At 63.9% G+C, this 24,534-nt stretch carries 22 protein-coding genes; 7 read left to right on the top strand and 15 right to left on the bottom strand.

Annotated elements, in window-relative coordinates; all coding sequences use genetic code 11:
• Position 1: 1 nt before the first annotated feature.
• From GL4_RS04620 to GL4_RS04595, 6 genes are all read right to left on the bottom strand, one after another.
• Positions 2–1,453 carry a M16 family metallopeptidase gene (locus GL4_RS04620; RefSeq protein ID WP_052464119.1) on the bottom strand — a complete coding sequence of 484 codons (1,452 nt, stop codon included), beginning with the start codon at positions 1,451–1,453 and terminating at the stop codon, positions 2–4.
• A gap of 225 nt (positions 1,454–1,678) precedes the next feature.
• Complete coding sequence (locus GL4_RS16560) at positions 1,679–2,296, bottom strand: hypothetical protein (RefSeq protein WP_052464118.1); 618 nt, start codon at positions 2,294–2,296, stop codon at positions 1,679–1,681.
• A 34-nt stretch (positions 2,297–2,330) separates the two neighbouring features.
• Entirely contained in the window at positions 2,331–2,846 is a 516-nt protein-coding gene (lspA, locus tag GL4_RS04610; RefSeq protein ID WP_045365076.1) for a signal peptidase II, read from the bottom strand.
• Between the two features lie 4 nt (positions 2,847–2,850).
• A complete protein-coding gene (ileS, locus tag GL4_RS04605; RefSeq protein ID WP_045369444.1) occupies positions 2,851–5,847 on the bottom strand; it encodes an isoleucine--tRNA ligase in 2,997 nt (998 codons plus the stop codon).
• A 799-nt stretch (positions 5,848–6,646) separates the two neighbouring features.
• Positions 6,647–7,645, bottom strand: a complete 999-nt coding sequence (locus GL4_RS04600) for a bifunctional riboflavin kinase/FAD synthetase (RefSeq protein WP_045365073.1) — start codon at positions 7,643–7,645, stop codon at positions 6,647–6,649.
• A 26-nt stretch (positions 7,646–7,671) separates the two neighbouring features.
• On the bottom strand, positions 7,672–8,109 hold the full coding sequence (locus tag GL4_RS04595; RefSeq protein ID WP_045365070.1) for a MaoC family dehydratase: 438 nt from the start codon (positions 8,107–8,109) through the stop codon (positions 7,672–7,674).
• A gap of 180 nt (positions 8,110–8,289) precedes the next feature.
• Between GL4_RS04595 and GL4_RS04590 the strand changes: the two genes are divergently transcribed.
• A complete protein-coding gene (locus GL4_RS04590) occupies positions 8,290–8,673 on the top strand; it encodes a response regulator (protein WP_045365068.1) in 384 nt (127 codons plus the stop codon).
• Between the two features lie 25 nt (positions 8,674–8,698).
• Here GL4_RS04590 and GL4_RS04585 read toward each other — a convergent pair whose 3' ends face one another.
• On the bottom strand, positions 8,699–9,577 hold the full coding sequence (locus GL4_RS04585) for a TIGR01459 family HAD-type hydrolase (protein WP_052464117.1): 879 nt from the start codon (positions 9,575–9,577) through the stop codon (positions 8,699–8,701).
• 143 nt (positions 9,578–9,720) lie between these two features.
• On the opposite strand from GL4_RS04585, the gene GL4_RS04580 reads away from it, so the two are divergent.
• The gene (locus GL4_RS04580) at positions 9,721–10,002 is read left to right on the top strand and encodes a hypothetical protein (protein ID WP_156137391.1); all 282 of its coding nucleotides are present in this window, start codon (positions 9,721–9,723) and stop codon (positions 10,000–10,002) included.
• A gap of 51 nt (positions 10,003–10,053) precedes the next feature.
• Here GL4_RS04580 and GL4_RS16555 read toward each other — a convergent pair whose 3' ends face one another.
• Positions 10,054–11,721 (bottom strand): EAL domain-containing protein, encoded by a 1,668-nt coding sequence (locus tag GL4_RS16555; protein WP_052464116.1) that lies wholly within the window; start codon positions 11,719–11,721, stop codon positions 10,054–10,056.
• A 349-nt stretch (positions 11,722–12,070) separates the two neighbouring features.
• Between GL4_RS16555 and GL4_RS04570 the strand changes: the two genes are divergently transcribed.
• The 5 genes from GL4_RS04570 to GL4_RS04550 all read left to right on the top strand — a co-directional run bounded on the left by GL4_RS04570 (position 12,071) and on the right by GL4_RS04550 (position 16,002).
• Positions 12,071–13,057 carry a catalase family peroxidase gene (locus GL4_RS04570; RefSeq protein WP_045365062.1) on the top strand — a complete coding sequence of 329 codons (987 nt, stop codon included), beginning with the start codon at positions 12,071–12,073 and terminating at the stop codon, positions 13,055–13,057.
• A 152-nt stretch (positions 13,058–13,209) separates the two neighbouring features.
• Positions 13,210–13,497 (top strand): co-chaperone GroES, encoded by a 288-nt coding sequence (locus GL4_RS04565; protein ID WP_045365058.1) that lies wholly within the window; start codon positions 13,210–13,212, stop codon positions 13,495–13,497.
• Positions 13,498–13,589: 92 nt separating this feature from the next.
• A complete protein-coding gene (gene groL / locus GL4_RS04560; RefSeq protein WP_045365055.1) occupies positions 13,590–15,224 on the top strand; it encodes a chaperonin GroEL in 1,635 nt (544 codons plus the stop codon).
• Between the two features lie 139 nt (positions 15,225–15,363).
• A complete protein-coding gene (locus tag GL4_RS04555) occupies positions 15,364–15,594 on the top strand; it encodes a hypothetical protein (protein WP_045365053.1) in 231 nt (76 codons plus the stop codon).
• A gap of 18 nt (positions 15,595–15,612) precedes the next feature.
• On the top strand, positions 15,613–16,002 hold the full coding sequence (locus tag GL4_RS04550; protein ID WP_045365050.1) for a hypothetical protein: 390 nt from the start codon (positions 15,613–15,615) through the stop codon (positions 16,000–16,002).
• A gap of 21 nt (positions 16,003–16,023) precedes the next feature.
• Here GL4_RS04550 and GL4_RS04545 read toward each other — a convergent pair whose 3' ends face one another.
• The 7 genes from GL4_RS04545 to GL4_RS04515 all read right to left on the bottom strand — a co-directional run bounded on the left by GL4_RS04545 (position 16,024) and on the right by GL4_RS04515 (position 24,528).
• Entirely contained in the window at positions 16,024–16,758 is a 735-nt protein-coding gene (locus tag GL4_RS04545) for a hypothetical protein (protein WP_045365047.1), read from the bottom strand.
• Positions 16,759–16,877: 119 nt separating this feature from the next.
• Positions 16,878–17,579, bottom strand: coding sequence for an ATP phosphoribosyltransferase (gene hisG, locus GL4_RS04540; protein ID WP_045365044.1), 702 nt, complete (start codon positions 17,577–17,579; stop codon positions 16,878–16,880).
• Complete coding sequence (locus GL4_RS04535) at positions 17,576–18,754, bottom strand: ATP phosphoribosyltransferase regulatory subunit (RefSeq protein ID WP_045365041.1); 1,179 nt, start codon at positions 18,752–18,754, stop codon at positions 17,576–17,578. The genes hisG and GL4_RS04535 overlap by 4 nt, the downstream gene beginning before the upstream one ends.
• Before the next feature lie 4 nt (positions 18,755–18,758).
• Positions 18,759–20,252 (bottom strand): histidine--tRNA ligase, encoded by a 1,494-nt coding sequence (gene hisS, locus GL4_RS04530; protein WP_045365038.1) that lies wholly within the window; start codon positions 20,250–20,252, stop codon positions 18,759–18,761.
• Positions 20,253–20,359: 107 nt separating this feature from the next.
• Entirely contained in the window at positions 20,360–21,736 is a 1,377-nt protein-coding gene (glcF, locus tag GL4_RS04525) for a glycolate oxidase subunit GlcF (protein ID WP_045365034.1), read from the bottom strand.
• 6 nt (positions 21,737–21,742) lie between these two features.
• A complete protein-coding gene (gene glcE, locus GL4_RS04520) occupies positions 21,743–22,978 on the bottom strand; it encodes a glycolate oxidase subunit GlcE (RefSeq protein WP_244462679.1) in 1,236 nt (411 codons plus the stop codon).
• On the bottom strand, positions 22,975–24,528 hold the full coding sequence (locus tag GL4_RS04515) for an FAD-binding oxidoreductase (protein WP_082025468.1): 1,554 nt from the start codon (positions 24,526–24,528) through the stop codon (positions 22,975–22,977). Before GL4_RS04515 ends, glcE begins: the two co-directional genes overlap by 4 nt.
• Positions 24,529–24,534 lie beyond the last annotated feature (6 nt).

Raw genomic sequence — 24,534 nt, 5'->3', positions numbered from 1 at the left:
CTTATGACTTGTCCTTGGTTGTCGCATGCACCGGCTTTTCCTGCACATTGCTCGTGTGCTCCGGCGCGGGCTTGAGGATGCCCGTTACTGAATTCTCATCCAAAAGATAGTCCCTCGCGACGTTGTGCACCTGTTCGGTCGTCACCGCCTTGATCCGGTTTGGCCAATCCTCGACATCCTCGACATCGAGCCCCACCGCCAGACGCCAGCCATACTGCCGGGCCATGCGGGAAATAGAATCCGAGTTGTAGATGTACTCGGCCAGGAGCCCAGCGCGGGCCCGATCGAGCTCTTCCTGCGTCACGCCATTGGCGCGAACGTCCTCGATGACTGCATCCATCGCGGCTTCCATCTCCTCGGGCGTGTCGTCGTCGCCGGCGATCGCGTAGAAGCCCATGCGCCCGGAGTCGAGCCCCGATTCCGAGTACCAGCCGCCCGCCGAGGCCGCGGCTCCCTTGTCGACGACCAGGCTCTTGTAGATACGGCCCGTGCTCCCATTCGCCATGATACGGGCAAGAAGCTCGAGCGCCTCCGCTTCGCCGGGCTTCCCGGTGGTGTAGCTCGGCGTGATGTACAAGCGCTGGACGGTCGTGCGACCGGCACGGGGGTCCTCGAGAGTCACGGTGACAGACGCATCGTGTTCCGGCTCGGCGGGACGCTCACGCTTGATCGGCTCGCCGCGCGCCGGAATCTTGCCGAAAGTCTCTTCGGCGAGGGCGCGCACTTCGTCAGGCTCCACATCGCCGGCGACGATCAGGATCGCATTCTCGGGCGCATAAAACCGGTCGTAGAAAGCGAACGCATCCTCCCGGTCGAGCTTCGCGATCTCGTGCTCCCAGCCGATGACGGGAATGCCATAGGGATGGTTGCGATAGAGGGCCGCCATCATCTGTTCTTGCAAGAGGCTGCTCGGATCGTTGTCGACCCGGGAGCGCCGCTCCTCGAGGATCACGTCGCGCTCGGTGTTCACATCGTTCTCGGTCAGCCGCAGGTTCTTCATGCGGTCGGCTTCCATCTCCATCACGGAGGCGAGGCGATCCTTGGCAACACGCTGGAAATAGGCGGTCACGTCCTGGCTCGTGAACGCGTTGTCGTCCCCACCCTTGCGGGCGATGATCTTCGAGAACTGGCCTGCCGGGATGGTCTCCGTGCCCTTGAACATCAAATGCTCTAGGAAATGGGCGATTCCGGAGACGCCGTAGGGCTCGTCGGCCGCGCCGACCTTGTACCAGACCATCTGGGTGACGACGGGGGCACGGTGGTCTGGGATGACGACCACTTCGAGCCCGTTTTCCAATTTGAATTCGGAGGCTTTCTTCGCGGGCTTCTGCGGCGATGCCGCCGGCGCCTTGTCGGCCTCAGCGGTAAGGGTAGCAACTGGCATGGATAGGCTCACCAGGGTTATGACCAAGCCGGCCCGCAAGAGGGTCGCGGCGATCCAGTGTTTGAACATTCATGGCACCTTTAGCGGAAGGCTAGAGGAAGTGACGCCAAGCGAACGCCACGGCGCTCACGACGCCTTCGGGACGCCACCCTAACATGTGGGACGCCCAATCCGTCGATTCAAACAAGTTTAGCGGTCGCGATGCGGCGGCCAAACTTACAGATTCGCAAGGTTTCCGAAGGGCTGAGCGGGATTTTGACCCGTCCGCGGACGGGCCCTGAGAGCGGCGTCAGCCTAGTAAAGGCTTCTTTGGGTGCCGGAACCGCTCTCATAGCTGTTCGGCGTTTTCGGCTCGAAGGCCTGCCTGTTCTGATCGGGGAGCGGCGCCTGTGCCTGGTGCGGCGTGATCGGCTGGCTGCTCGTCGCCACTGCCGGCCTCGAGCCCGGAATGACATCCGAGGCATCCGGCTCCGGCACGTCGGGAACCGGTTCCTCGATCCTCTTCTTCTTGCCGCCCTGGAACAGCTTGTCGAGAAGGGTCTCGCGGCCCGCATAGGCGTTGAGCGGTTCGGCTGCGGCCTCGGCCTTTGCAACCACGGCCTTCTGCTGCTCGACCTCACGCACCCGGACTTTTTCGGGATCGTCCGGCCAATCCTGGCGGGACGCAGCGACGGAGCGAGTCTCGGTCGGCGCGGGAAGACTTTGGGTGTTCGGCGGCACCATCAGAGGGGCACGCGCGCTCATTGTGGGATCGGCCTTCGGGCCGCCGACCTTGCCGGACAAGCCGGCATAGTCGAAGACTTTGCCTTCGAGCTCGACACCGCCACACCCGCCAAGGAGCGCCGCGCAGGCAAAGACTGCCGCGATCGTTCCAAGCCGCCGTGCGGCATTTATGGCTGTGACGTGCCCCAAAAGCTCCCCTCAAATCCCAAAAATCCGGATTTGTTTACATTTTAGAGGGGTTTCCGGCCTTTTTGTGACCCCCGAAAAGCGAGTCATACAGAAGTCCGACCACCCCGGCAACGATCGCTACATCGGCAATATTAAAGATGTACCACTGAAAGCCGAAAGCGTGAAACGAGTAGAAGTCCGCCACGGCCCCATGCACGGCCCGGTCGATGGCGTTTCCGGCCGCCCCGCCGACGATCAGCCCGATGGCGACGGCCGTCAGGCCGGTCGATATCCGGGCTAGCCAGGCGATCAAGGCCAGGCTCACGACAATGGCGAACGCGACGAGCGCCAGGCGCCCGAGCAGTTCATCCTGCTGGAGCAGCCCATAGCTGATGCCCTTATTCCACACGAGGATCAGGTCGAAGAACGGCGTGACCTCGACGGGCTGCTTGGTGCCGATATCGTAGACATAGAGCATCCACAGCTTGTTCCCCTGGTCCGCCACCAACGTCGCCAAAGCCACGAGAAGCCCGAGCGGCGAATAGGGTCCCCAGAACCAGCGACGAAGCATGACGCTACCCCGCCTGCCCGGTGCGCCGGTCGAATTGGCGCACGGCCTCGGCATCACGGGGCGACAAGGTCGGGAACTCGGGATCGGCCCCGACGTCGGGGAGGACCTTCCAGGACCGCGCACACTTCCTGCCTTCCGCCCGTGCGAAGACTACCGCCACGGCGGGCGCATCCTCGAGCCTGAAAGCGTCCGCCGGCCCCTCGCCGGCAACGAGACGCGCCCCGCTCGTGATCGCGATCTCGGCCAGGTCGAGCCCGTCGAGCGCGCCCCGCAAGCCCTCGTCGGCGACAAAGACGACCGGCGCGGCTTCCAGGCTCGAGCCGATGCGCCGTTCGCGGCGTTCGACCTCGAGCGCACCCGTAACGGTGCGCCGGATCTGCCGCACCTTCCGCCATTTCTCGCGAAGTCCCGCGTCGTCCCATTCTTCCGGCACGTCGGGGAAGTCGCGCAAATGGATGGAGCCCTTGTCGTTGGGGAAGCGGGAGAGCCAGGCCTCTTCCATGGTGAAACACAGCATGGGCGCGAGCCAAGCCGTCAGCGCGGCGAAGAGCCGGTCCATGACCGTGAGCGCTGCACGCCGCGTGAGGCTGTCGTGCGGATCGCAATAGAGCGCGTCCTTGCGGATATCCAGATAGAACGCCGACAGATCGTTGACGCAGAAATTCAGCAGCGCGTGGAAGACGCGCTTGAAGTCGTAGACGACATACCCTTCGCGCACCAACGCATCGAGCTCGGCGACACGGGCAAGCATGTAACGCTCGAGCTCCGGCATCTCGTCATAAGCGACGGTGAGATCGTCGCGATAATGCGCGAGGTTGCCGAGGAGGAAGCGCAGCGTGTTACGCAGGCGTCGATACGAATCCACGTTCGCCTTGATGATATCCGGCCCGATGCGCAGGTCGTCGGCATAGTCCGAGCTCATGGCCCACAGCCGCAGGATCTCCGCACCCGACTGGCGGATAACGTCTTGCGGCGACACTACGTTGCCGAGCGATTTCGACATCTTGCGCCCGTCCTCGTCGTTGACGAAGCCGTGGGTGAGGACCTCGTCAAACGGCGCGCGGCCGCGCGTGCCGCAGCCCTCCAGCAGCGATGACTGGAACCACCCGCGATGTTGGTCGGAGCCTTCAAGATAGAGGGACGCCGGCCATTTCAGGTCGGGGCGTTGCTCCAGCACGAAGGCATGGGTCGAGCCGGAGTCAAACCAGACGTCGAGAATGTCGCCGACCTTCTCCCAGGCGTTCGGATCGTCCACGAGCCCATCAAGGAACCTCTCTTTGGCGCCTTCAACAAACCAGGCGTCCGCGCCCTCGGCCTCGAACGCGGCAGCGATACGGTCGATGAGTTCGCCAGATGCATTGAAGTCCCCGCGCGGAATGACGTCGCCCGTTTCCTTGTGGACGAACACGGTGATGGGAACGCCCCAGGCGCGCTGGCGCGAGACCACCCAATCGGGCCGCGTCTCGACCATGCCCTTGATGCGCTTCTCTCCTTGCGGCGGCACGAAGCGCGTGGCCTCGATGGCGTCCATGGCACGGGTGCGCAGGCTCTCGCCGGCCTCGAAGTTCTGGTCCATGGCGATAAACCATTGGGGCGTCGCCCGGAAGATGATGGGCTTCTTGGACCGCCAGGAATGCGGATAGTCGTGGCGATAGCGGGCGCGCGCCAGCAGTGCCTTCGCGTCCATGAGCGCGCGGATGACGGTTTCGTTGGCGTCGCCGAACTTGCCTTTGTCGTCGACCACGCGCTTGCCCGCGAAGCGCGGCGCGTCCTTGGTGAAGAAGCCGGCCTCGTCGACCGTAAAGGGGATCGTCTTGTCGATGCCACGGTCCCGCAGGAGCCCTTCGCTTTCGACCCAAATGTTGTAGTCGTCCGCGCCATGACCGGGCGCGGTGTGCACAAAGCCCGTGCCCGCGTCCTCGGTGACGTGATCGCCCGCGAGCAGCGGCACCTTGAACCGGTAAGCATCCTCGTCGCGCAACGGATGCGCGCACATGACCTGGCTGAGCATCCCGGCCGTCACGTCGCCAGCACGATTCCAGCCCTCGATACGGGCGGCGTTCTTGACGGTCTCGGCAAGCGCATCCGCCAGGATCAGCCGCTCGCCGACTTTGGCCCAATTGTCTTCCGGCGCCTGGGTGATCTCGTACAGCCCATATGAAATGGACGGCGAATAGGAGACGGCGCGGTTGCCGGGGATCGTCCACGGGGTCGTCGTCCAGATCACGACCGAGGCATGCTGCAAAAATCCGGGATCGGGATTTTCGTCCGTCGCGAACATGATCGGAAACTTCACATAGATCGCCGGACTTTCGATCTCCTGATATTCGACTTCGGCTTCCGCAAGAGCCGTGCGCTCCACGACGGACCACATCACGGGCTTGGAGCCGCGATACAGCAATCCATTCATCGCGAACTTCATCAGCTCGCGCGCGATGGTGGATTCGGCCTTGTAGTTCATCGTTGTGTAGGGATCGTCCCAGTCGCCTTCGATGCCGAGGCGCTTGAACTCGTCGCGCTGCACGTTCAGCCAATGCTCCGCATAGGCGCGGCATTCGCGGCGAAAAGCGACAATGGCTTCCGAGTCGGTGAAATCCGGCTTGGCCTTGCCCTTGGAGCGGTACTTCTCCTCCTCGACCTTCCATTCGATGGGGAGGCCGTGACAGTCCCAGCCCGGCACATAGTTGGCGTCCTTGCCCATCATGCTTTGCGAGCGGCAGATCACGTCCTTCAGGATCTTGTTGAGCGCGTGCCCGATGTGAAGATGGCCGTTCGCGTAGGGCGGGCCGTCATGCAGCACGAATTTGTCCTGGGTCTGCCCCTTCTCGCGCAGCCTCCCGTACAGGCCCATCTCGGCCCAGCGCTGCAGCAGCTCCGGCTCGCGCTGCGGCAGGCCCGCCTTCATCGGGAACTCGGTCTTCGGCAGGAACAGCGTCTCGCTCCAGTCCCGCTCCGTTTGCGGCTGCACCGGTTCGGGCGCCGCCTCAGGTGCGGGAGGCATTGTGGTGTCCGTCATCTCAGTTTTTTTCGCGATCGTCTTTGGCTTGGCCGCCTTGCGGGGCGCCGTTGTTGTCTTGGTTGTTCTCTTTTTTGCCGGCGCCTTTTTCGGCGCAGCGGCCTTCTTCGGCGCGGACGCCCTCTTCGGTGCCGCGGCCTTCGGGGCCACACGGGCCTTCGTCACGCTCTTCTTCGCTGTCTTCTTCACCGCTTTTTTCGGCGCGGCTTTCTTGCCAGTCGCCTTCTTCGCCGCGGTCTTCTTGACGACGGTTCTTTTGGTGCTCGGCTTCTTCGCCGCAGCCTTCTTCGCGGAAACTTTTTTGGAGACCGTCTTCTTCGCCACCGCCTTCCTGGCGCTCGTCTTCCGTGCCGTCTTCTTCGCAACGGTCTTTTTCGGCGAAGCCTTCCTCACGGTCTTCTGCATCGTCTTCTTTGCCGAGACCTTCTTCGCCACAGCCTTCTTCGGCGCAGCTGTTTTCGCGGTGCGCTTCTTGGTGACGGTCTTTTTCGCGGACTTCGTCACCGCCTTCTTCGGCGCAGCCTTCTTGACGGCAGGCCGTTTGGCCGCCGGCTTGCGTTTGGGCGCAGCCGCGGTTTTCGCCTTCGAGGCCGGCTTCTGCTTCGCCGTGCTCGTCGTCTTGCCCGCCATCTTGGTCTTCTTCTTCTTGCGCGCGGGGCTGGCGGCGCTCTTGCTCTTGGACGCGCTCTTGCCGCTCTTCGACTTGGTGACCATGATTTCTATGTCCGCCCGTGTTGGATCGCGTAAGTCGCGATTCGAGTTGCGGGGCGTTCTAGCAACCGGGCTAGCGACAATCCAGTGTCCGCGTGGCAAGAGCGGCCCCGAGCGGGAATTGCCGCATCGGATCGCTGGCCTCGACACGCGCCAGCACGGCTCGAACGGCCTCGCAGTCCTTGTCCATCTGTGCCGCCAGCGCCTCGCCGTCGGGGAAGGCCTGGTCGGGACGGATGAAGTCGATGAATTCCACCTCGATGGTCTGATCGTAGAGATCGCCGGAGAAGTCGAACAGGAAGGCCTCGAGCGCAGGCTCGCCGGCGCCGAATGTGGGACGCGGCCCCACATAGCCCGCCGCATCGTGGCGCCCGCCCGCATGGTGCACGCGCATCGCGTAAATGCCGTGGCAGACATCCTGGCCGGGCAGGAGCTTGAAATTCACGGTCGGGAAGCCGAGCCCCTGCCCGCGCCCCGCGCCATGGGCGACGGCGCCGCGCGCGCGCCACCAATAACCGAGCTGTTCGGCGGCTTCCCGTATCCGCCCCTTGGACAAATGCTCCCGGATCGCGCTGGAAGCGAAGACCGTCTTCCCCTTGAGCTGAACCGGCTCCACCACGTCGACGCCATAACCGGCGGCTTCGCCCGAGGCCGCAAGATGCGAGACCGTGCCGGTTCGGCCTTTGCCGTAGACGAAATCGTAGCCCACCACGACGTGGCGGGCGCCGAACGCCTCACCAAGGACATCGGTGGCGAACGCGTCGGCCGACAGGTCAGCCAGCGGCCGGTCGAAGGGCAGGACGAAGACGACGTCGAGGCCCAAGGCCTCGAGCAGCTCCAGCTTCACAGGCAAAGGCGTCAGCCGGAAGAACGGACGGCCCGGCGCGAAGAACTCGCGCGGGTGCGGTTCGAAGATCACCGCCCCGGTCTTTCTGCCTTCGGCCGCCGCTATCGCCTTGGCCACACCGAGAACCGCCTGGTGCCCGCGATGAACGCCGTCGAAATTTCCGATGGCCAGGACCGCGCCTTTCTGGTCCGGCGGTGCTTCCCGCCAGGAGCGGACGATGTCCATCGGAAATCCTTCCGGTTTGAACGGAACTAGTCGTCCGTGGGGCGGCGGGAGACCATCAGAAGCGCCTCTCCGGTGAGAACGGGCCGGCCGTTGGCCTCGCAGACACAATCGAAGGAAACACGCCCCTTCTCCATGTCGACGGCAGTCACCTTGCATGTGGCGATGAGTTCGTCGCCGATGAAGACAGGGCCTTTGAATTTCATGGTCTGGGACATGTAAATGCAGCCCGGTCCCGGCATCTTGGTTCCCAGTACCGTGGAGAACAGCGAGCCGGTCAGAAAGCCGTGCGCGATGCGCTTCTTGAACACGGTTCCGGCCGCGAACTCTTCGTTCAAGTGGACGGGATTGATGTCACCGGAGAGTTCCGCAAATGCCGTAATGTCCTCGTCCGTCACGGTCTTGGAGACGCTGGCCTCCATTCCGGGCGACAAGTCCTCCAGATAGTAGCCGTGGTCGAGGCTCATGCGTGTACTCCCTGCGGTGTTGGTGTTTTTTAAGAGGGGCGCAAAATAGCGAAGCGCTTGCGGCGCCGCAACAGGTCTCGACCGGCCCCTGCGTCCCCAAAAAACATCATGTAGAACAAGCAATTAAGATTTTGTTAACCATGTTTCCGTAGCCTTGAAGGAGGCATACGGAGGACGGCCATGCCACTCGATTTCAAAATGCCGGTGCTCGTCGTCGACGACTACAGCACAATGCTCCGGATCATCCGCAATTTCCTCACGCAACTCGGTTTTGCAGACGTGGACGGCGCCTGTGACGGCAGCGCGGCACTGCAAATGATGCATGAGAGGCGCTACGGCCTCGTCATCTCCGACTGGAACATGGCGCCGATGACGGGCTACGAGCTCTTGCGCGAGGTCCGCGCGGACGGCGGCCTGACTGGCACCCCCTTCATCATGGTCACGGCGGACGGCTCGCGCGAACACGAAGCGCAGGCGATGCAGGCCGGCGTCAGCGACTACATGCTAAAGCCATTCAATGCAGTTACGCTCAGGTCGAAGATCGAATCCGCCTTCAACGGCTGACAGTGGGACCGGCCGGAGGACGCGCCTACCAGCGCAGACCGTGCGTGGCGGCGATCGGCGGGCTCGGCTCCTCCGCAAAGAGCCCTTCCAGGTGCTCGGCATCCAGCAATCCTACACTCTCATCCGGCGCATGCAGCTTGCTCGCGACGAACACGGACGGCACACCGAACGCGCCCGCCCCGATGATGTCGGTCTTGGCACCGTCGCCGATCGCGAGGACGTCTGACTTCGAGATGATTTCGCCGCGTGCGCCCGCAATCTTCGATGCGGTCTCGAACGCCAGATCGTAGACCGGCTGGTGCGGCTTCCCTGCATAGACGACGTTGCCGCCGAGGCTCTCATAAGCCGCGGCCAGGGCGCCGGCACAGTAGATCAGCCGGTGGCCGCTTTCGACCTTATGGTCGGGATTGGCGCAGATCATCAGGATATCGCGGGCGGCAAGGCTCGCCAGCAGGTCGACATAGTCTTCCGGCGTCTCGACCTGGTCGTCGAAAAGACCCGAGCACACGATCAGCTCGGCCTCTTCCGGACCGGTCAGCGTGACATCCGCCTGATGGAAGATCGGCAGATCGCGCTCTGGGCCGAGATGGAATACCCGCGCGCCCTTGTGCTTTCCGACCTCATGCCGGGTGAGATCGCCTGAGGACACGGTGGCGTCATAGGCGTCGTCCGGCACGCCGATGATCCGAAGCTGGGCCTGGAGGTCGGGGCTCGGACGCGGAGAGTTCGACAGCAAAATGACCACACCCCCCTGCTCGCGAAATGCGCGCGTCGCAGCCGAGGCATCGGGAAAGGCGTCGCGCCCGTTGTGCATGACACCCCAGATGTCGACGAACCAGACCCGGCGGCCCTCCGACACGTCGCGGATGGATTCGATGACGGGAATTTTCAGGGAAGCTTCCATGGCGCTCGGTTAGAGGGTCGGGGGCCGCCGGTCAAGGACAGCGGATGCGGCCTGTCGAAGCGCTACGTCCAAAGGCGCGGCGGTGATAGGATCGCGGCGAGGATACGACCCGCATTCGTTGCACAGAACGCTAGGAGGAGACGATGCCCCGATTGAACGCCGTCGCTTGGATGGGAGTTGCCGCTCTCGCAATCGCCGCCGGACCGGCCTTTGCCCTGCCCACCCACGATCTGAAGGCCCCGTCCTTGGTCGTGCCGGTCCAGGACGAGGAAGACATGGAGGTCCAACGGGACCTCGAGCCCGACGAAGTCCCTGCGACAAAATCCGGCGGCGAGATGATGCCCGCGCCCGACCGGGCAAAGACGACAGGTGGCGGCAACGTTGAAGACGAGGAGCTACAGCGCGACCTCGAAACAGGCGACTAGACCGGTCTCGATCGGTCGCGCGGTACGGGCGGTCGGACGTTTCTGACCGGCTTAGCCGGCGCCAGCGCCTGACAGTTCGCGGGAGAGCGCCGTGTTCATCGGCTCTGCCTCGGCGAAAAGGTGCCCCTGCGCCAGCTCGATTCCGTGGTCGAGGAGCCGCGCCACGTCGCTCTCTTTCTCGACCTTCTCGATGATCAGCGTGATGCCCGCCGCATCCAGTCTCCGCTTGAGATCGGCCGCATTGCGTCCCGGCCCGCCGAGGAACTGCGCCGCGCTGACCTTGGCGAAACGGAAATTGCGGTCGCCGAGCCCGTCGAAACCGGTCTCGATATCGGCCACGTTGTCGAGGCAGAAGCCGAAGCCCAAGGCGCTCAGCGTATCGAGGCAGCCGATTTCGCTATCGTTCAGCCCTTGCATCTCCGCGCTGCTGATCTCCAAGATCAGGCTGTCGCTAAGGTTCGCGTTCTCCTCCATGAACTCGATGAGTTCCGGGAAATAGTCGGGATCGAGCAGGGAGTGCATAGAGATGTTGGCGAAAACACCCTCGATTGGCGCATCGGGGCCGAGTCGCCGCAGCACCTGGACGGCGCGGACCACGAGTACGTTGTCGATCAGTGGCATGAGCGCGGACCGCTTGGCCACGGGCATGTAATCGCGCGGCATCACGATCTCGCCGTCGGCTTTGCGGATGCGGGTCAGCCCTTCGAAATAGCGCACCTTGCGCCCCGGCAGGGTGACGGTGGGCTGCAGATACAGGTCGACCCTGCCCTGTTCGATGCCCTCGCGAATGATCTCAAGCATCGCGTCGCCGTCATCTTCCGCGAAGTCGTAGGCCAATTCCTCGAGGGTCTCTTCGGGTTCGGGCTCAGGCTCGGGCGTCGGTTCGGGCTGCGCCGCGGCCAACGCCGCCGCGAGAATGGCTTCTTCGCGGCCGACCTCCCGTTCCTGATCGCCGCTATCCTCATCCTCGGCGTTCTCGAGACCGGCCTCCGCGCCAGTGCCGTCTTGCCGTTCGGACTGGGCGCTCTCCTGCGGCTCGGGCTCCAAGACGAGATCGACTTCCTCTTCGTCAATTTCTTCGAAATCGGGCTCGGGTTCCTCGACGGATTCTGGCTCGAACACCGAGGCTGACTTGCGTTCGATCTCCGCTTCAGCGTCGGCGGCGGTCACTGCCGCCATAGTTGGCGCAGGGTTGGCCAGCGCAGGACTGCTCGCAGGCGCCGCCGCGGACGCGCGACCGACCAATTGTGCGATCAGCGTCTCCAGAGCGCCCAGATCGTTGGCGATCTTCTGCCGTTGGGCGCGGCTCTCATTCGTAACCTCGGCGCGAACGGCCTCAATGCGGTCGTAGACGTGCTGAAGATCCACCGACAGCCCTTCGGAACCGGCAGCGCCGAGCGCGCCGCTCGCGACGTGCTGATCCAGACGTTCCACCTTGTCATGCAAAGCATGAAGACGGTTCATCCCGTCTTCAACGCGGTCGAGCCGCTGCAAATCGATGTCGATCACTTCAAGCGCTTGCTCGAGATCGTCGAGCCGGTCGCCACCGCCTCCACCGCTGCCGCGTCCAACCCGAAGGAACGTGGTCGCCATTACCAAGAACAGCGCGATAGCCCCGATGAGAACCGGCAGCAGCGGAAGTCCCGCCTGCATGGTCAAACCGGCGCCGAATGCGGCCGCCGTGATGGCCATGGCCACGAGAACAATCACGTCAAGCATTGCGAGCCCTCCTGAAGCGGCACGTGGTACCGTCAAGACCTGCTCCAATGGACGGCGTTCCATGAACACATGGCCACGCCGTTCCAAATGGTCCTGGCTTGTCGCGCCGCCCCTCGCTTTCGAAATCATGGGCGACAGGCTATTGCAAAGCAACATCAAATTGGCTGTGCACGTTCCGTGATAGCAATCTTGCGGCGCAAGGCCAAGGTGCACGCCCAAGCGCGCTTCGCATCGATCAATGCGACGCTGCGTCACTCGCCCATCAATAAAGTGTGTTGCAACGTGTGATGCGCCGCAGCCGCGCGCGGCTAGATTGCCGGTATCCGTCCATTTCGCCCAGGAACACGCCATGTCTTGCGCTTCTCGAATCGCCGTCGCCACTGCCGCACTAGCGCTACTCTCCGCGCCGGGCATCTTCATACCGAATGCTTCGGCCGAACCCGGTCCCGCCGATCTTGTCGGCGCGTTGAGCGAGGCTTTCGGCAAGTATCCGCACAAGCGGGCCGCCCACCCAAAGGGCGTCTGCGTGACTGGCGTCTTCACCCCCTCGAAGGAGGCGCCGGGCCTCAGCAAGGCGCCGCAATTCTCAAAGCCGGTTCCTGTGATCGGCCGGTTCTCGCTCGCAGGCGGCAACCCGGAGGCCCCCGACAACGACAAGGGCAACCCGAAGGGCCTTGCGCTGCGCTTCGATCTCGGCGATGGCGCCAGCACGGATTTAGTGACGATCTCGGCGCCGGTCTTTGTCGCCAACACACCCCAGGCCTTTCTTGATCTTCTGACCGCGGTAACGAGCGGCGACGCCGACAAGGTCAAGGCATTCTTCGACGCGCACCCCGAGTCGAAAAGCCAGGGCACGTGGCTCAACGCGCGGCCTCTTCCGGCGAGCTATGCTGGGGTCAACTACTGGGGTGTGCACGCTTTCACGCTAACAAATGCCGATGGCGAGGAGACCGTCGCGAAGTTCAAGCTCCTTCCGTCTTCAGGCGAAATCACACTCACGGACGCGGAGGCCGAGGCGAAAGGGCCCAACTTCCTCGCCGATGAGATCACGGCCAGACTCGCCAAAGACCCGGCCAGGTTCGATGTCGTTGCGATTATCGGCCAAGAGGGCGACCCCACAGACGACGCCACCGCCCTTTGGGACGAAGACAACCGAGAGAAGGTCTCCCTGGGTGAAGTGAGTATCGAGGCAATTGCACCGGAGGCCACGTGCGATGCGTTCTCGTTTCTGCCGGCCAACGTCGCCGACGGCGTGGCGGGGCCGACCAACGATCCGATCTTCGCGATCCGCTCGTCGGCCTATATCGTTTCCTTCACGCGCCGGGTCGCGCCCTGACGGCCCATCGATCACCGAACGCGCTCCGCTAAGGGTTTGCAGCCTCCGCGCGCCTTGACGCCTCGGAGTGGCCTGCGTACAAGCGGGGCTATTGGCACTCGGGAGGCCTGAGTGCCAAACATCGGAGTTCCAGCAAATAGGAGCGCATATCCATGAAATTCCGTCCCCTGCATGACCGTGTCGTGGTCAAGCGGCTCGAGGAAGAGCAGAAGACCAAAGGCGGGATCATCATTCCGGACACCGCGGCCGAGAAGCCGCAGACTGGCAAGGTCGTTTCCGTGGGCCCCGGCGTCCTCGGTGAGGATGGCAAGGTTCATCCGCTCGGCGTGAAGGCCGGCGACAAGGTCCTGTTCGGCAAATGGTCCGGCACAGAGGTCAAGATCGATGGCGACGAACTCCTCATCATGAAGGAGTCCGACATCATGGGCGTCCTCGGCTAGGCCCGCCCACACCCAATCGAAACCGATTCCCCCTGCGGCCGCGCGACTAGGCGGCCGCCGTGGAGTGTCGATCCACAACGGAGAATAGTTCAATGGCAGCAAAAGACGTTGTATTCGCCGCCGAAGCCCGTGAGCGCATGCTCAAGGGCGTCGACGTGCTTGCCAACGCCGTGAAGGTGACGCTCGGTCCGAAGGGCCGCAACGTCATCATCGACAAGTCGTTCGGTGCCCCGCGCACCACGAAGGACGGCGTCACCGTGGCCAAGGAGATCGAGCTTGAGGACAAGTTCGAGAACATGGGCGCGCAGATGCTGAAAGAGGTCGCGTCCAAGACCAACGAGACCGCGGGCGACGGCACGACGACCGCGACCGTTCTTGCCCAGGCCATCGTGCGCGAAGGCCTGAAGGCCGTGGCCGCCGGGATGAACCCGATGGATCTGAAGCGCGGCATCGACAAGGCCGTCGCCGAGGTTGTCGGCACGATCCAGAAGCAGTCGAAGGAAGTTTCGGGCTCCGCCGAAATCGCCCAGGTCGGTACGATCTCGGCCAATGGCGAGAAGTCCATCGGCGACATGATCGCTCAGGCCATGAAGAAGGTCGGCAATGAGGGCGTGATCACCGTCGAGGAAGCCAAGAGCCTGGATTCCGAGCTCGAGGTCGTCGAGGGCATGCAGTTCGACCGCGGCTATATCTCGCCGTACTTCGTCACCAACGCCGACAAGATGACGACCGAGCTCGAGAACCCCTACATCCTGATCTACGAAAAGAAGCTGTCGGGCCTCCAGGCCATGCTGCCGCTGCTCGAGTCGGTCGTGCAGTCGGGCCGTCCGCTGCTCATCATCGCCGAGGACGTCGAGGGCGAAGCGCTCGCCACGCTCGTGGTCAACAAGCTGCGCGGCGGCCTGAAGGTCGCGGCCGTCAAGGCGCCTGGCTTCGGCGATCGCCGCAAGGCCATGCTGCAGGACATCGCGATCCTGACGGGCGGCGAGATGATCTCCGAGGACCTCGGAATTAAGCTCGAGAACGTCACGGTGCAGATGCTGGGCAAGGCCAAGCGCGTCAACATCACCAAGGACGACACCACGATCGTTCGTGGCGGCGGCAAGAAGGACGAGATCGAGGCCCGCGTGTCTCAGATCCGTCAGCAGATCGAGGACACGACGTCCGACTACGACCGTGAGAAACTGCAGGAGCGTCTGGCGAAACTTGCCGGCGGCGTTGCGGTGATCAAGGTCGGCGGCGCCACCGAGATCGAAGTGAAGGAGAAGAAGGACCGTGTGGACGACGCGCTCAACGCGACCCGCGCGGCCGTCGAGGAAGGCATCGTACCGGGCGGCGGCGTTGCGCTGCTGCATGCCTCGAAGGCGCTGAAGGCCAAGGGCGACAACGACGATCAGGAGGCCGGCATCAATATCGTGCGCCGCGCACTCCAGGCGCCCATTCGCCAGATCGCCGAGAATGCAGGCGTCGAAGGCTCCATCGTGGTCGGCAAGGTCATGGACCAGAAGTCGCCGACCTTCGGTTACGACGCCCAGAACGACACCTATGTCGACCTGATCGAGAAGGGCATCATCGACCCGGCAAAGGTGGTCCGTACGGCCCTACAGGATGCCGCTTCCGTGGCCGGCCTTCTGGTCACCACCGAGGCCGGCGTCGCCGAGTTGCCGAAGAAGGACGACCCCATGCCGATGCCTGGTGGCGGCATGGACGGCATGGGCATGATGTAGTCCACGCCTGTCAGGCTGCAGACGACAAGGGCCGTCCCTCGGGGCGGCCCTTTTTTGTTGCTAGCCAATATAGTGTGTTGGCAATATATTCTACCTATACGTGTTATTAGGCCGCACGCAGCATAGGACTGGAGGCACCATGTCAGAGCAAACTCCGAAGGTGAAAATCACCGCCGAGATATCCGAATCGCTTCTGGAGACTTTGAAGAACCTGGCGGAGCAGCGCGGGGTTTCGGCGAACACGGTTCTTTCTCAGGCCATCAGCACGGAGAACTTCATCGCGCAGAACGAAGCCGCCGGCTCCAAGCTCCTTATCGAGAAGCCGAACCACACTTTGGCGCAGGTGACCCGCAAAAGGGTGCCCGAGTAGGAATAGAGGGTAGGTGTCATGAACCAAGCTCCAGATTCAGGAAAGCTGACAGTCGATCTCACGACGATCCGCCCAATTGGCGCCGCCGCGGCAGGAAGCAACGGCAACGGCGGTTTCACCACCACGCCCTACGATCGCGAGCGGAAGCGCGAGACGATGCGCGGGTGGATCGCCATGCTGCTGCTTCTGACCCTGGTCGTCGTGATCAGCACGATGATCGGCATTGCCAGCTATTCCACGGTCGGCTGTCTCAGCAGCAGCTCGGAGTGCTCGACCGAAGCGCTGAGACTCACCGCGATCCGTTCGATCGGCGAAGTGTTGCTGGCGCCGCTCGTCGGCCTGGTGGGCGCCGTAACGGGCTTCTACTACGGTGAAAAGAGCGCGACCGAACGCCAGGGCGCCGGCTAGCGCAGTTCGGACCCGCCCGACCTATTCCACACGGCAGCCGGAACCGGCGTCCAGGCCGGCGGGCTCACCCCAATCGTTGGCAGGGACGTCGGGGAACGATTTCCCGAAGTCCTGCTTCACCACCTCGAATTTGAGCGGCACGTTCGAATTCTCCGGAAAGTCGACGACCCAGAAATAGTCGTGATTGGCGGCCGGCCATTCGCGCGGCACGCCCGGCACGATGTCGAGGTGGAAAAGCTGCCGCAGCGTGACCGCGGCCTCACGCTCATATTTCCTGTCGTATTCCGGGTCGGCGATGTGGCGGCGGTCCCAGACCATGACAATTGTCTTGCCCCTGAGGGCCGGATTGTTGAGCACGTTGCCCGCGGCCTCGCGCGTGCGCTCGTGCAACGCCTCCTCCAGCTTTTTGGGATCGTCATTCGGCAAGACCGAATAGTGGATGACGGGCTTGCGCCAGCTCGACGCGGCGGGCGTCACGGTCGCGACCGTGTGGGGCGTGATGGCGAAGAAGAACGCGGGCGCCGTACCCTCGACGAAGAGGGATTTTGCGGCCTTGTCGCCGAGATAGTTGTAGCGCAGTCCCTGCGCGCGCTGGCTTCCGATCTCGCAGAGCTGCCAGGCATCCGCCGCTTCGGCGCTCGTCAGGATCACGATGCGGGCCGGCGCGGCCACTGCAGCGCTCGGCAAGACGGCGACCGGCATAACGGCGGCCGGTACGGCGAGCGATAGGACGAGCGCTAAGATCGAGCGGCGCATGGACGGCCCCTTCGGATTGCTTTTCCAAAACCGGGGCGAGACTAGCCGCGGCAGGCCGACGCCGCCAGAGAACCCAACGCAAACGTGATAAGCCGCGAGCGCTCAGCCGGAGAACGTACTCAGCCTGAGAGCGCGCCGAGGATCGCCGCCTTGAGCTCGTTCGCGCGCGCATCCCAGCCGGCCCGCTTCGCCGCCAGAAGGTGGGCTTGCGACTTCAGAATGAGACCGTCCTCGAGCACTTTGAGGTGGTTCGCCTTCAGTGTCGTGCCGGTACTGGTGATATCGACGATGAGCTCGGACGTGCCGGTGGCGGGCGTCGCCTCCGTGGCGCCGACGCTCTCGACAATGCGGTACCCGGTGACGCCCTTCTGCGCGAAGTAGCGCCGCGTCAGGTTCATGTATTTGGTGGCCACGCGAAGTCCCCGGCCGTGGCTGCGGGCGAACTGCTCGGCTACGTCCTCGAGGTCCGCCATGCGCGAAACGTCGAGCCAGCACTCCGGCACGGCCACGACCACATCCGCATGGCCGAAGCCGAGCGGCGCCACGAACTCGATGCTGCTGTCGACGTCATGCACGCTCTCACGCACCAGATCCTCGCCGGTGATGCCGAGATGCACGCGGCCCGAGCGCAGCTGGTGCACGATCTCGGCGGCGGACGTGTACTCCACGGCGACATCGGGCAGCCCGTCGAGCTGACCGCGATAGCCGCGCTCGTGGCCTTTGATCCGCAGCGTGTAGCCGGCCGCTTCGAACAGGCTCGCGGCCTGCTCCTTCAGGCGGCCTTTCGAGGGGACGGCGATGACGAGGGACGGCGCGCTCATGTCGATGCCCTTCCCACGGCGGCAAGCAGGCGCTCGGTGTGGATCGCCGTGCCGACGGCCGGCACCGGGCTTGGCGCACCGAGCGCGGTCAGCAGATTATCGTAGCGGCCCCCGCCGGCGACGGGCTCGGTCTCGTCCATCCCCGGCGCGCCGATCTGGAACACAAGGCCCGAGTAGTATTCCAGCTTGCGGCCGAACTCCGTCGCGAAGGTCGCGTTCGACAGATCGACACCCTGCTGTTGCAGCAGGTCGAAGCGGCGTCTGACCGCGTCGAGCGCCGCGTCGATGTCGAGCCCCGCGCCATGCGCGATCATGGCGATCTTGTCGACAGCCTCGCGCGGCGGGGCGGACACGCCGAGATAGTATTCGATGACCGTAGCCACTTCGCGCGGCAGCGTGTCGGCGAGAAGATCCGCAGCCTGATCGAGCAGGCGCGCGCTGATCTCCCGCAAGGTCCGATTGCCCGCAAGGGGAATGCCCTCTGCCTCGAGATACGTGGACACGATGTCCTCCGCCTCTTCCTGGCTCTTGCCGGCGATTTTCTCACCAAGCGCCGTCAGAACACGGTCGGGCTCGATACGCGTTCCCTTGGCAAGCTGATCCACAAGCACGTGGAAGCTCGGCGGGCGCCAGAAATAGTGGCGCAGCTTCAGCCGCCAGCGTTCCGGCAGGTCCAGCGCATCGATCAGTGCGTAGAACAGCGCGATGTCGCCGAAGCAGATGCGATAGTCCGATAGACCCGCGCTGCGGACGGCCTGCACGGCGAGCAGCAGCACTTCCACGTCGGCGGCGGCCTTGTCGGGCGCGCCAAAACATTCAACGCCCGCTTGGCGGAATTCGCGCGGGTGCATGACGCTCGGCCCCAGAGGCTGAAAGCGAAAGGCCGGACCGTTGTAGCAATAGCGGGCTTCCGTATCGGCTAACGGGTGACGCTCGAGATAAAGCCGCGAGACCGGCACGGTGAGATCGGGGCGCAGGCAAAGCTCCTCGCCCGCCAGATCGGTGAAGACATAGGAGCGCGCGCGTATCTGTTCCCCGATCTGATCGAGAAAGACGCCCGCGGGCTGAATGATCGCGGGCGCGACGAATTCGTATCCCGCCTCCCCGAACAGCGCGAGGAGATCGCGAGCCTGGCCTTCGAGGGCTTCGAACGCTTTGGCGGATTCGGCGGTCATGGGGTTACGCCTTGTACCGGTCGAGGACCTTGGACACGCCGCCGACGAGGTCGGCCTCCGGCACGGCGAATTGCGCCTCCGCCTGCTTCTTCAAATACTCTTCGCGGTCCTCAATTTTGGTGAGCGTCGCGCCGAGTACGAGGTCCTTGATCTGGACTTCGCCGCGCTCTTTCTCGTCGCCGCCTTGGATGACCACGCAGGGGCTGCCGCGCTTGTCGGCGTATTTCATCTGCGCCTTCATGCCGGACGAGCCGAGATAGAGCTCCGCACGAATGCCCGCATCGCGCAACGTCTTGACCATGCGCTGGTAGTTGCCGAGGCGATCCTTGTCGAAGACCAGCACGACGACGGGGCCTTTGCTCTCGTCACCTTTGTACTTGCCGAGAAGCTGCAAGCCGAACAGAAGCCGCGACACACCGACCGAGATGCCCGTGGCGGGCACGCGCTCGCCGGTGAAGCGCGCCACGAGCCCGTCATAGCGCCCGCCGCTCATCACGGAGCCCAGCCGGATGGTCTGGCCGCGTTGATCCTTGATGGTGGGCGTCAACTCCGTCTCGAACACGGGGCCGGTGTAGTACTCGAGGCCACGGACGATGGAGGGATCGATGACGATGCGGTCCGCATAGCCACCTGCCTCGACAAGCGATGCGATCGTCTTCAGTTCTTCGATACCCTCGGCACCCGCCTCAGTGTCGGAGAGTTGCACGAGTTGGTCTAGAACGGCGTCGTTGCCGCCGGACAACGGAGATGTCGATGCAATCACCTTGTCGATGTCACCGGCGTCTAGGCCCGCACCCTTGGTGAAGTCACCGCTCTCGTCTTTCCGGCCCTCGCCGAGAAGCAGGCGCACGCCCTCCTCGCCGAGCCGGTCGAACTTGTCGATCGCTCTCAAGACCGTCAGCCGACGCCCATCCTCAATGCCGATAGAGTCGAGGACGCCGTCGAGAATCTTCCGGCTGTTGACCTTCACCACGTAGTCGCCGCGCGGGACGCCGAGCGCCTCCATGGTGTCGGTGGCGAGCATGCAGAGCTCCGCATCCGCCGCGACGGAGGGCGCGCCCACCGTATCCGCATCGAACTGCATGAACTGGCGGAAGCGGCCTGGGCCCGGCTTCTCATTGCGCCAGACGGGGCCCGTCTGATAGCGGCGAAAGGGCTTCGGCAGGGTCTGGTAGTTCTCGGCCACGTAGCGGGCGAGCGGCGCTGTCAAATCGTAGCGCAGCGAGAGCCATTGGTCGTCGTCGTCCTGAAAGGAGAACACGCCCGCGTTGGGCCGGTCCTCGTCGGGTAGGAACTTGCCGAGCGCGTCGGTGTATTCGATGGCGGGACTCGCCAGCGGCTCGAAGCCATAGAGCTCGAACACCTTCTTGATCGTGGCGAGCATCGCTTCGGTCGCGCGAATCTCCTGCGCGGACGCGTCTTGCAGGCCTTTGGGCAGGCGCGCTTCGGGGCGCGTGTTCTCCGAACCCTGCCCGGGCTTATCGTCGTTCTTGCTCATGTGGGATGCGGCGGATTTCAATTAACTTTTGCCGCCGCGTTCTAGCCCATCGCTCCCCAGCCAGCAAGCAACCGGGCTCGATCGGACAGGGACTAATTGGCCAGTGACTAATCCGCCAGGGCCTTCTCCTTGGCCGAGGCCTTGGCCATCTCGACCAGCGCCTCGATGGGATGGGCGCGGTTCCGCATCTTGGACAGGGCCGGCGGACACGGTCCGCCGGTGGCCCAGTCGAGAAGCTCCACGGTATGGACGATGGGGATGTCCGTTCCGGCCTTTATCTGGGTCATGCAGCCGATATTGCCCGTGACGATGACGTCAGGCGCAATCGATTCAATGTTCTTGACCTTGCGGTCCCGGAGTTCGGCGGACAGTTCCGGCTCGATGATGTTGTAGGTGCCGGCGGAACCGCAACACAGGTGTCCTTCCGGGATTTCGGTGAGCGTGTAGCCTGCCTGCTCCAGCAGCTGCCGGGGCAACTCCTCGAGCTTCTGCCCGTGGCCTAAGGAGCAGGCCGAGTGATAGGCGACCTTGAGCCCTGTCCACATCACCGGCGGATTGAGCGAAATCTCGTTGAGGAACTCGGTGGCGTCGCGCGCCAGACCGCCCACATATTCCGCGCGCTCGGCGTAGCCGTGGTCGCGCTCCAGGAGGCTGCCGTAATCCTTGAGCATCGTGCCGCAGCCGCTGGCGGTCGGGATGATGGCGTCCAGCAGACGCTCGCGCATGACAGCCGTCAGCGCATCGATGTTCCGGCGCGCATGGGCGCGCGCTTCCTCGTCGCGCCCTAGATGATGCGAGAGCGCACCGCAACAGCCTTCGTCCTTCACGACCATCACGTCCACGCCATGGCGGCGGAGGAGACGGATGGCCGCCCGGTTGATCTGCGGCGCCAGCACTTCCTGAACGCAGCCCAGCATGATGGCCACGCGCTTCGGCTGCGGCCTCTTCGGATTGTACGCGGAGCGCGGACGCAGGATCTTGAGCTTCAGCGCATCCTTCGGCACGAGGTCCAGCGCTGCCGCGATGCGTTTCATGCCGAGCTTGCCGATCACGTCGCGGAAGGGCCGGGCGAACCAGCCGAGGATCAGCATCGCCTTGAACCGGCTCGGATAGGGCAGTACCCGGCTCAGGAACATGCGCATGGTGTTCTTGTTCGGGCTCCGGTGCCCGCGCTGCTCGATGCGCGTACGGGCGAGATCGACCAGATGCATGTAGTCGACGCCGCTGGGGCACGCAGTCATGCAGCCGAGGCACGATAGACAGCGGTCGATGTGGTGAACCGTCGATGCCGGGACGTCGCGCGTTTCGAACATCTGTTTCATCAGATAGATGCGCCCGCGCGGGCTGTCCCGCTCGTCGCCGGTCAGCACATAGGTCGGGCACGTCGCCGTGCACAGGCCGCAATGGACGCAGCGGCGCAGGATCTCGTCCGCCCGCGCGATGGACGGGTCTCCAAGTTGCATGGAGTTGAAATTGGTTTCCATCGCGCGTTACTGGCCCCTGTACAGCCGGCCGGGGTTGAAAAGTCCGAGTGGATCGAACGCGTGCTTCAGCTTCGCCGCCAGGACGTCGTGCGGCGGCTCCAGAGGCTGAAACACATCCGTCTCGTTGCGGATTGCCGCATCCGCGCGAATGAGTGTGGCATGGCCGCCGAATTCCGCAAGCTGACGGCGAATATCGACCGCGGCCGCGTCGGTCAAGGATGGCGTCTCGATCCATAGAAGGCCACCGGACCAGTCGTACGCCACGTGGACATCGACCTTGCGCGCAAGGTTGCCGACAAGCGTCGCCGCCTTGCTCGGAACCGTGGAGACGCGCCAGAGCGGATGCTTCGTGCCTTGAAACATCTTGAGCGCGCGCACGTCCTTCCAGAAGGCTTGGCTGCGGTCGGTGTCGAGTTCGAGTTCCGGCCCGTAAGCAAGCAGCGCCTCGCGCAGACGGCTCGTGCGATAGCGAGCCGACGCGGGGAAGCTTTCCACACGGATCGCCGTCACGGCCCTACCCTTCCCGGCGAGATCGGCGTCCGACAGCCGGGCGGCGACCGTTCCGTGAAGATGAACTGTACCGGACACTTCGTAGGGCGTGCCCATCGCGAGACACAGGGCTTCGACGGCGGCGAAATCGGTGAGCCCGAAGAAAACCAGGGTCCGGGATTCGCGCTGTACCGGCAGGACTTTGAGCGCGACCTCGCACATGACGGCGAGCGTGCCCCAGGACCCGACCAGCGTCCGCGCGATGTCGTAGCCCGTCACGTTCTTCATCACGCGGCCGCCGGACTTGATGATCTCGCCGCGCCCGTTCACGGCCGTGACGCCGAGAACGTGATCGCGCACCGCGCCTTTGAGAATGCGGCGGCTGCCGGAGATGTTCGTCGCGACGAGACCGCCGACGGTGCCCTCGCCCGGGCCGTAGCCGAGAACCGGCGCCATATCGACGGGCTCGCAGGCGAGCTCCTGATCGTTTTCAGCAAGCGCGGCCTCGATCTCCGTCAGCGGCGTGCCGCACTTGGCCACCATCACCAGCTCCGTGGGCTCGTACAGGGTGATGCCCTTCATATTCTCGGTGCTGACGACCGCGCCCGCGCGCACCGCATGGCCCAACTCGCGTTTGGTGCCCTTGCCCATGATCTCCAAGGGCGTGCGGGACTCGGCGGCTTCGAGGACGATCTGGGACAGTTCCTCTTCCGTCTGCGGCGCGTGGAAGCCAAGGCGCATGTGAGCCGTCACAGCCGTTCCTCGCCTTCAATATATTCGACGTCGAACTCGACCTCATCTACGAGGGTGTCCTCCGGCGGCAAACCGTCCGGGGCGGCATCGAGACGGGTGAGGTCCATGCTCTGTTTCAGGACGCCGCGACCGAGGATCGGAAACACCTTGCCCGGATTCAGAAGCCACGCGGGGTCCAGCTCTTCCTTGATCCGCACCTGCTGATCGATGTCCTCGTCCGTGAACTGCTCGTACATCAGCTCACGCTTCTCGATGCCCACGCCGTGCTCGCCGGTGAGGCATCCGCCAAGTTCGACGCACAGCTTCAATATCTCGGCACCGCAAAGCTCCACGCGTTCGAGCTGTCCCGGATCGTTTGCATCGTAGAGGATCAAGGGGTGCAGATTGCCGTCGCCGGCATGGAAGATATTGGCGACGTCGAAGCGGTACTTGCGGCAAATCAGGCTCACGCCGTTCAGCGCCTCCGGCAGCGCCGACAGCGGAATGACCCCGTCCATGCACATATAATCGGAAATCTGACCGATCGCGCCGAACGCCGCCTTTCGTCCCTTCCAGATCAGCGCGCTTTCTTCGTCGCTCTGGCTTCGCCGCGTACTGATCGGATTGTAGTCCTGCGCGATGTCCTCGATCTTCTCGAGGAGATACTCGATCTCGTCCTCGGAGCCTTCGACCTCGACGATCAACGCTGCTTCAGCATCGAGCGGATAACCGGCGGGCACAAAATGCTCGCACACATGGATTGCCGGACGGTCCATGAACTCGATCGCGACGGGAACGATGCCGGACGCGATGATCGCGGCCACGCAGGAGGCGGCGGCATTCGCGGAATCGAAGCCGATCAGGACAGGCCGCGCGCCTTCAGGCGCGGCAATCAGCCGGACGCTCGCCTCCGTCACGACGCCGAGCTGGCCTTCGGACCCCGTTATCAGCGGCAGGAAATCGTAATTCGGCGCATCGAGATAGGTGCCGCCGAAATCGACGATCTCGCCGTCGATCATGACCATGCGCACGCCCAAGAGGTTGTTGACCGTCACCCCGTACTTCAGGCAATGCGCGCCGCCGGAGTTGGTGGCGATGTTGCCGCCGACGGTGCAGGCTACCTGGCTGGACGGGTCGGGGGCATAGAAGAAGCCTTGGGCCGCGGCAGCCTGGGTGATCGCGATATTGGTGATGCCGGCTTCGACACGCGCGACGCGGTTGGCGGCATCGATCTCCAGGACCTTGTTCATCCGCGATAGGCACAAGACGATAGAATCTTCGAGCGGCGTCGCGCCCCCGCACAGCGAGGTGCCGGCACCGCGCGGCACGACTTTCACGTGGTTCTCGTAGCAGAAGCGCAGGACCGCCGAGACTTCCTCCGTGTTCACCGGGAGCACGACCGCGAGCGGCAAGCGCCGGTAGGCTGAAAGCGCATCGGATTCGAACGTCCGGCGGCCCTCGAGATCGGCAATGACCAACGCCTTGGGCGCCAGCTTCTTGAGCTGCTTCACCACTTCGTTCCGGCGCGCCATGACGGCGCGGTCGGGATCGGGAAGGGTCACGGTGGACATGTCTGC

The organism is Methyloceanibacter caenitepidi (assembly GCF_000828475.1).
Classification (GTDB): Bacteria; Pseudomonadota; Alphaproteobacteria; order Rhizobiales; family Methyloligellaceae; genus Methyloceanibacter; species Methyloceanibacter caenitepidi.
The sequence above is the reverse complement of the archived record's forward strand: the minus strand, read 5'-3'. Positions and strand labels throughout refer to the sequence as shown.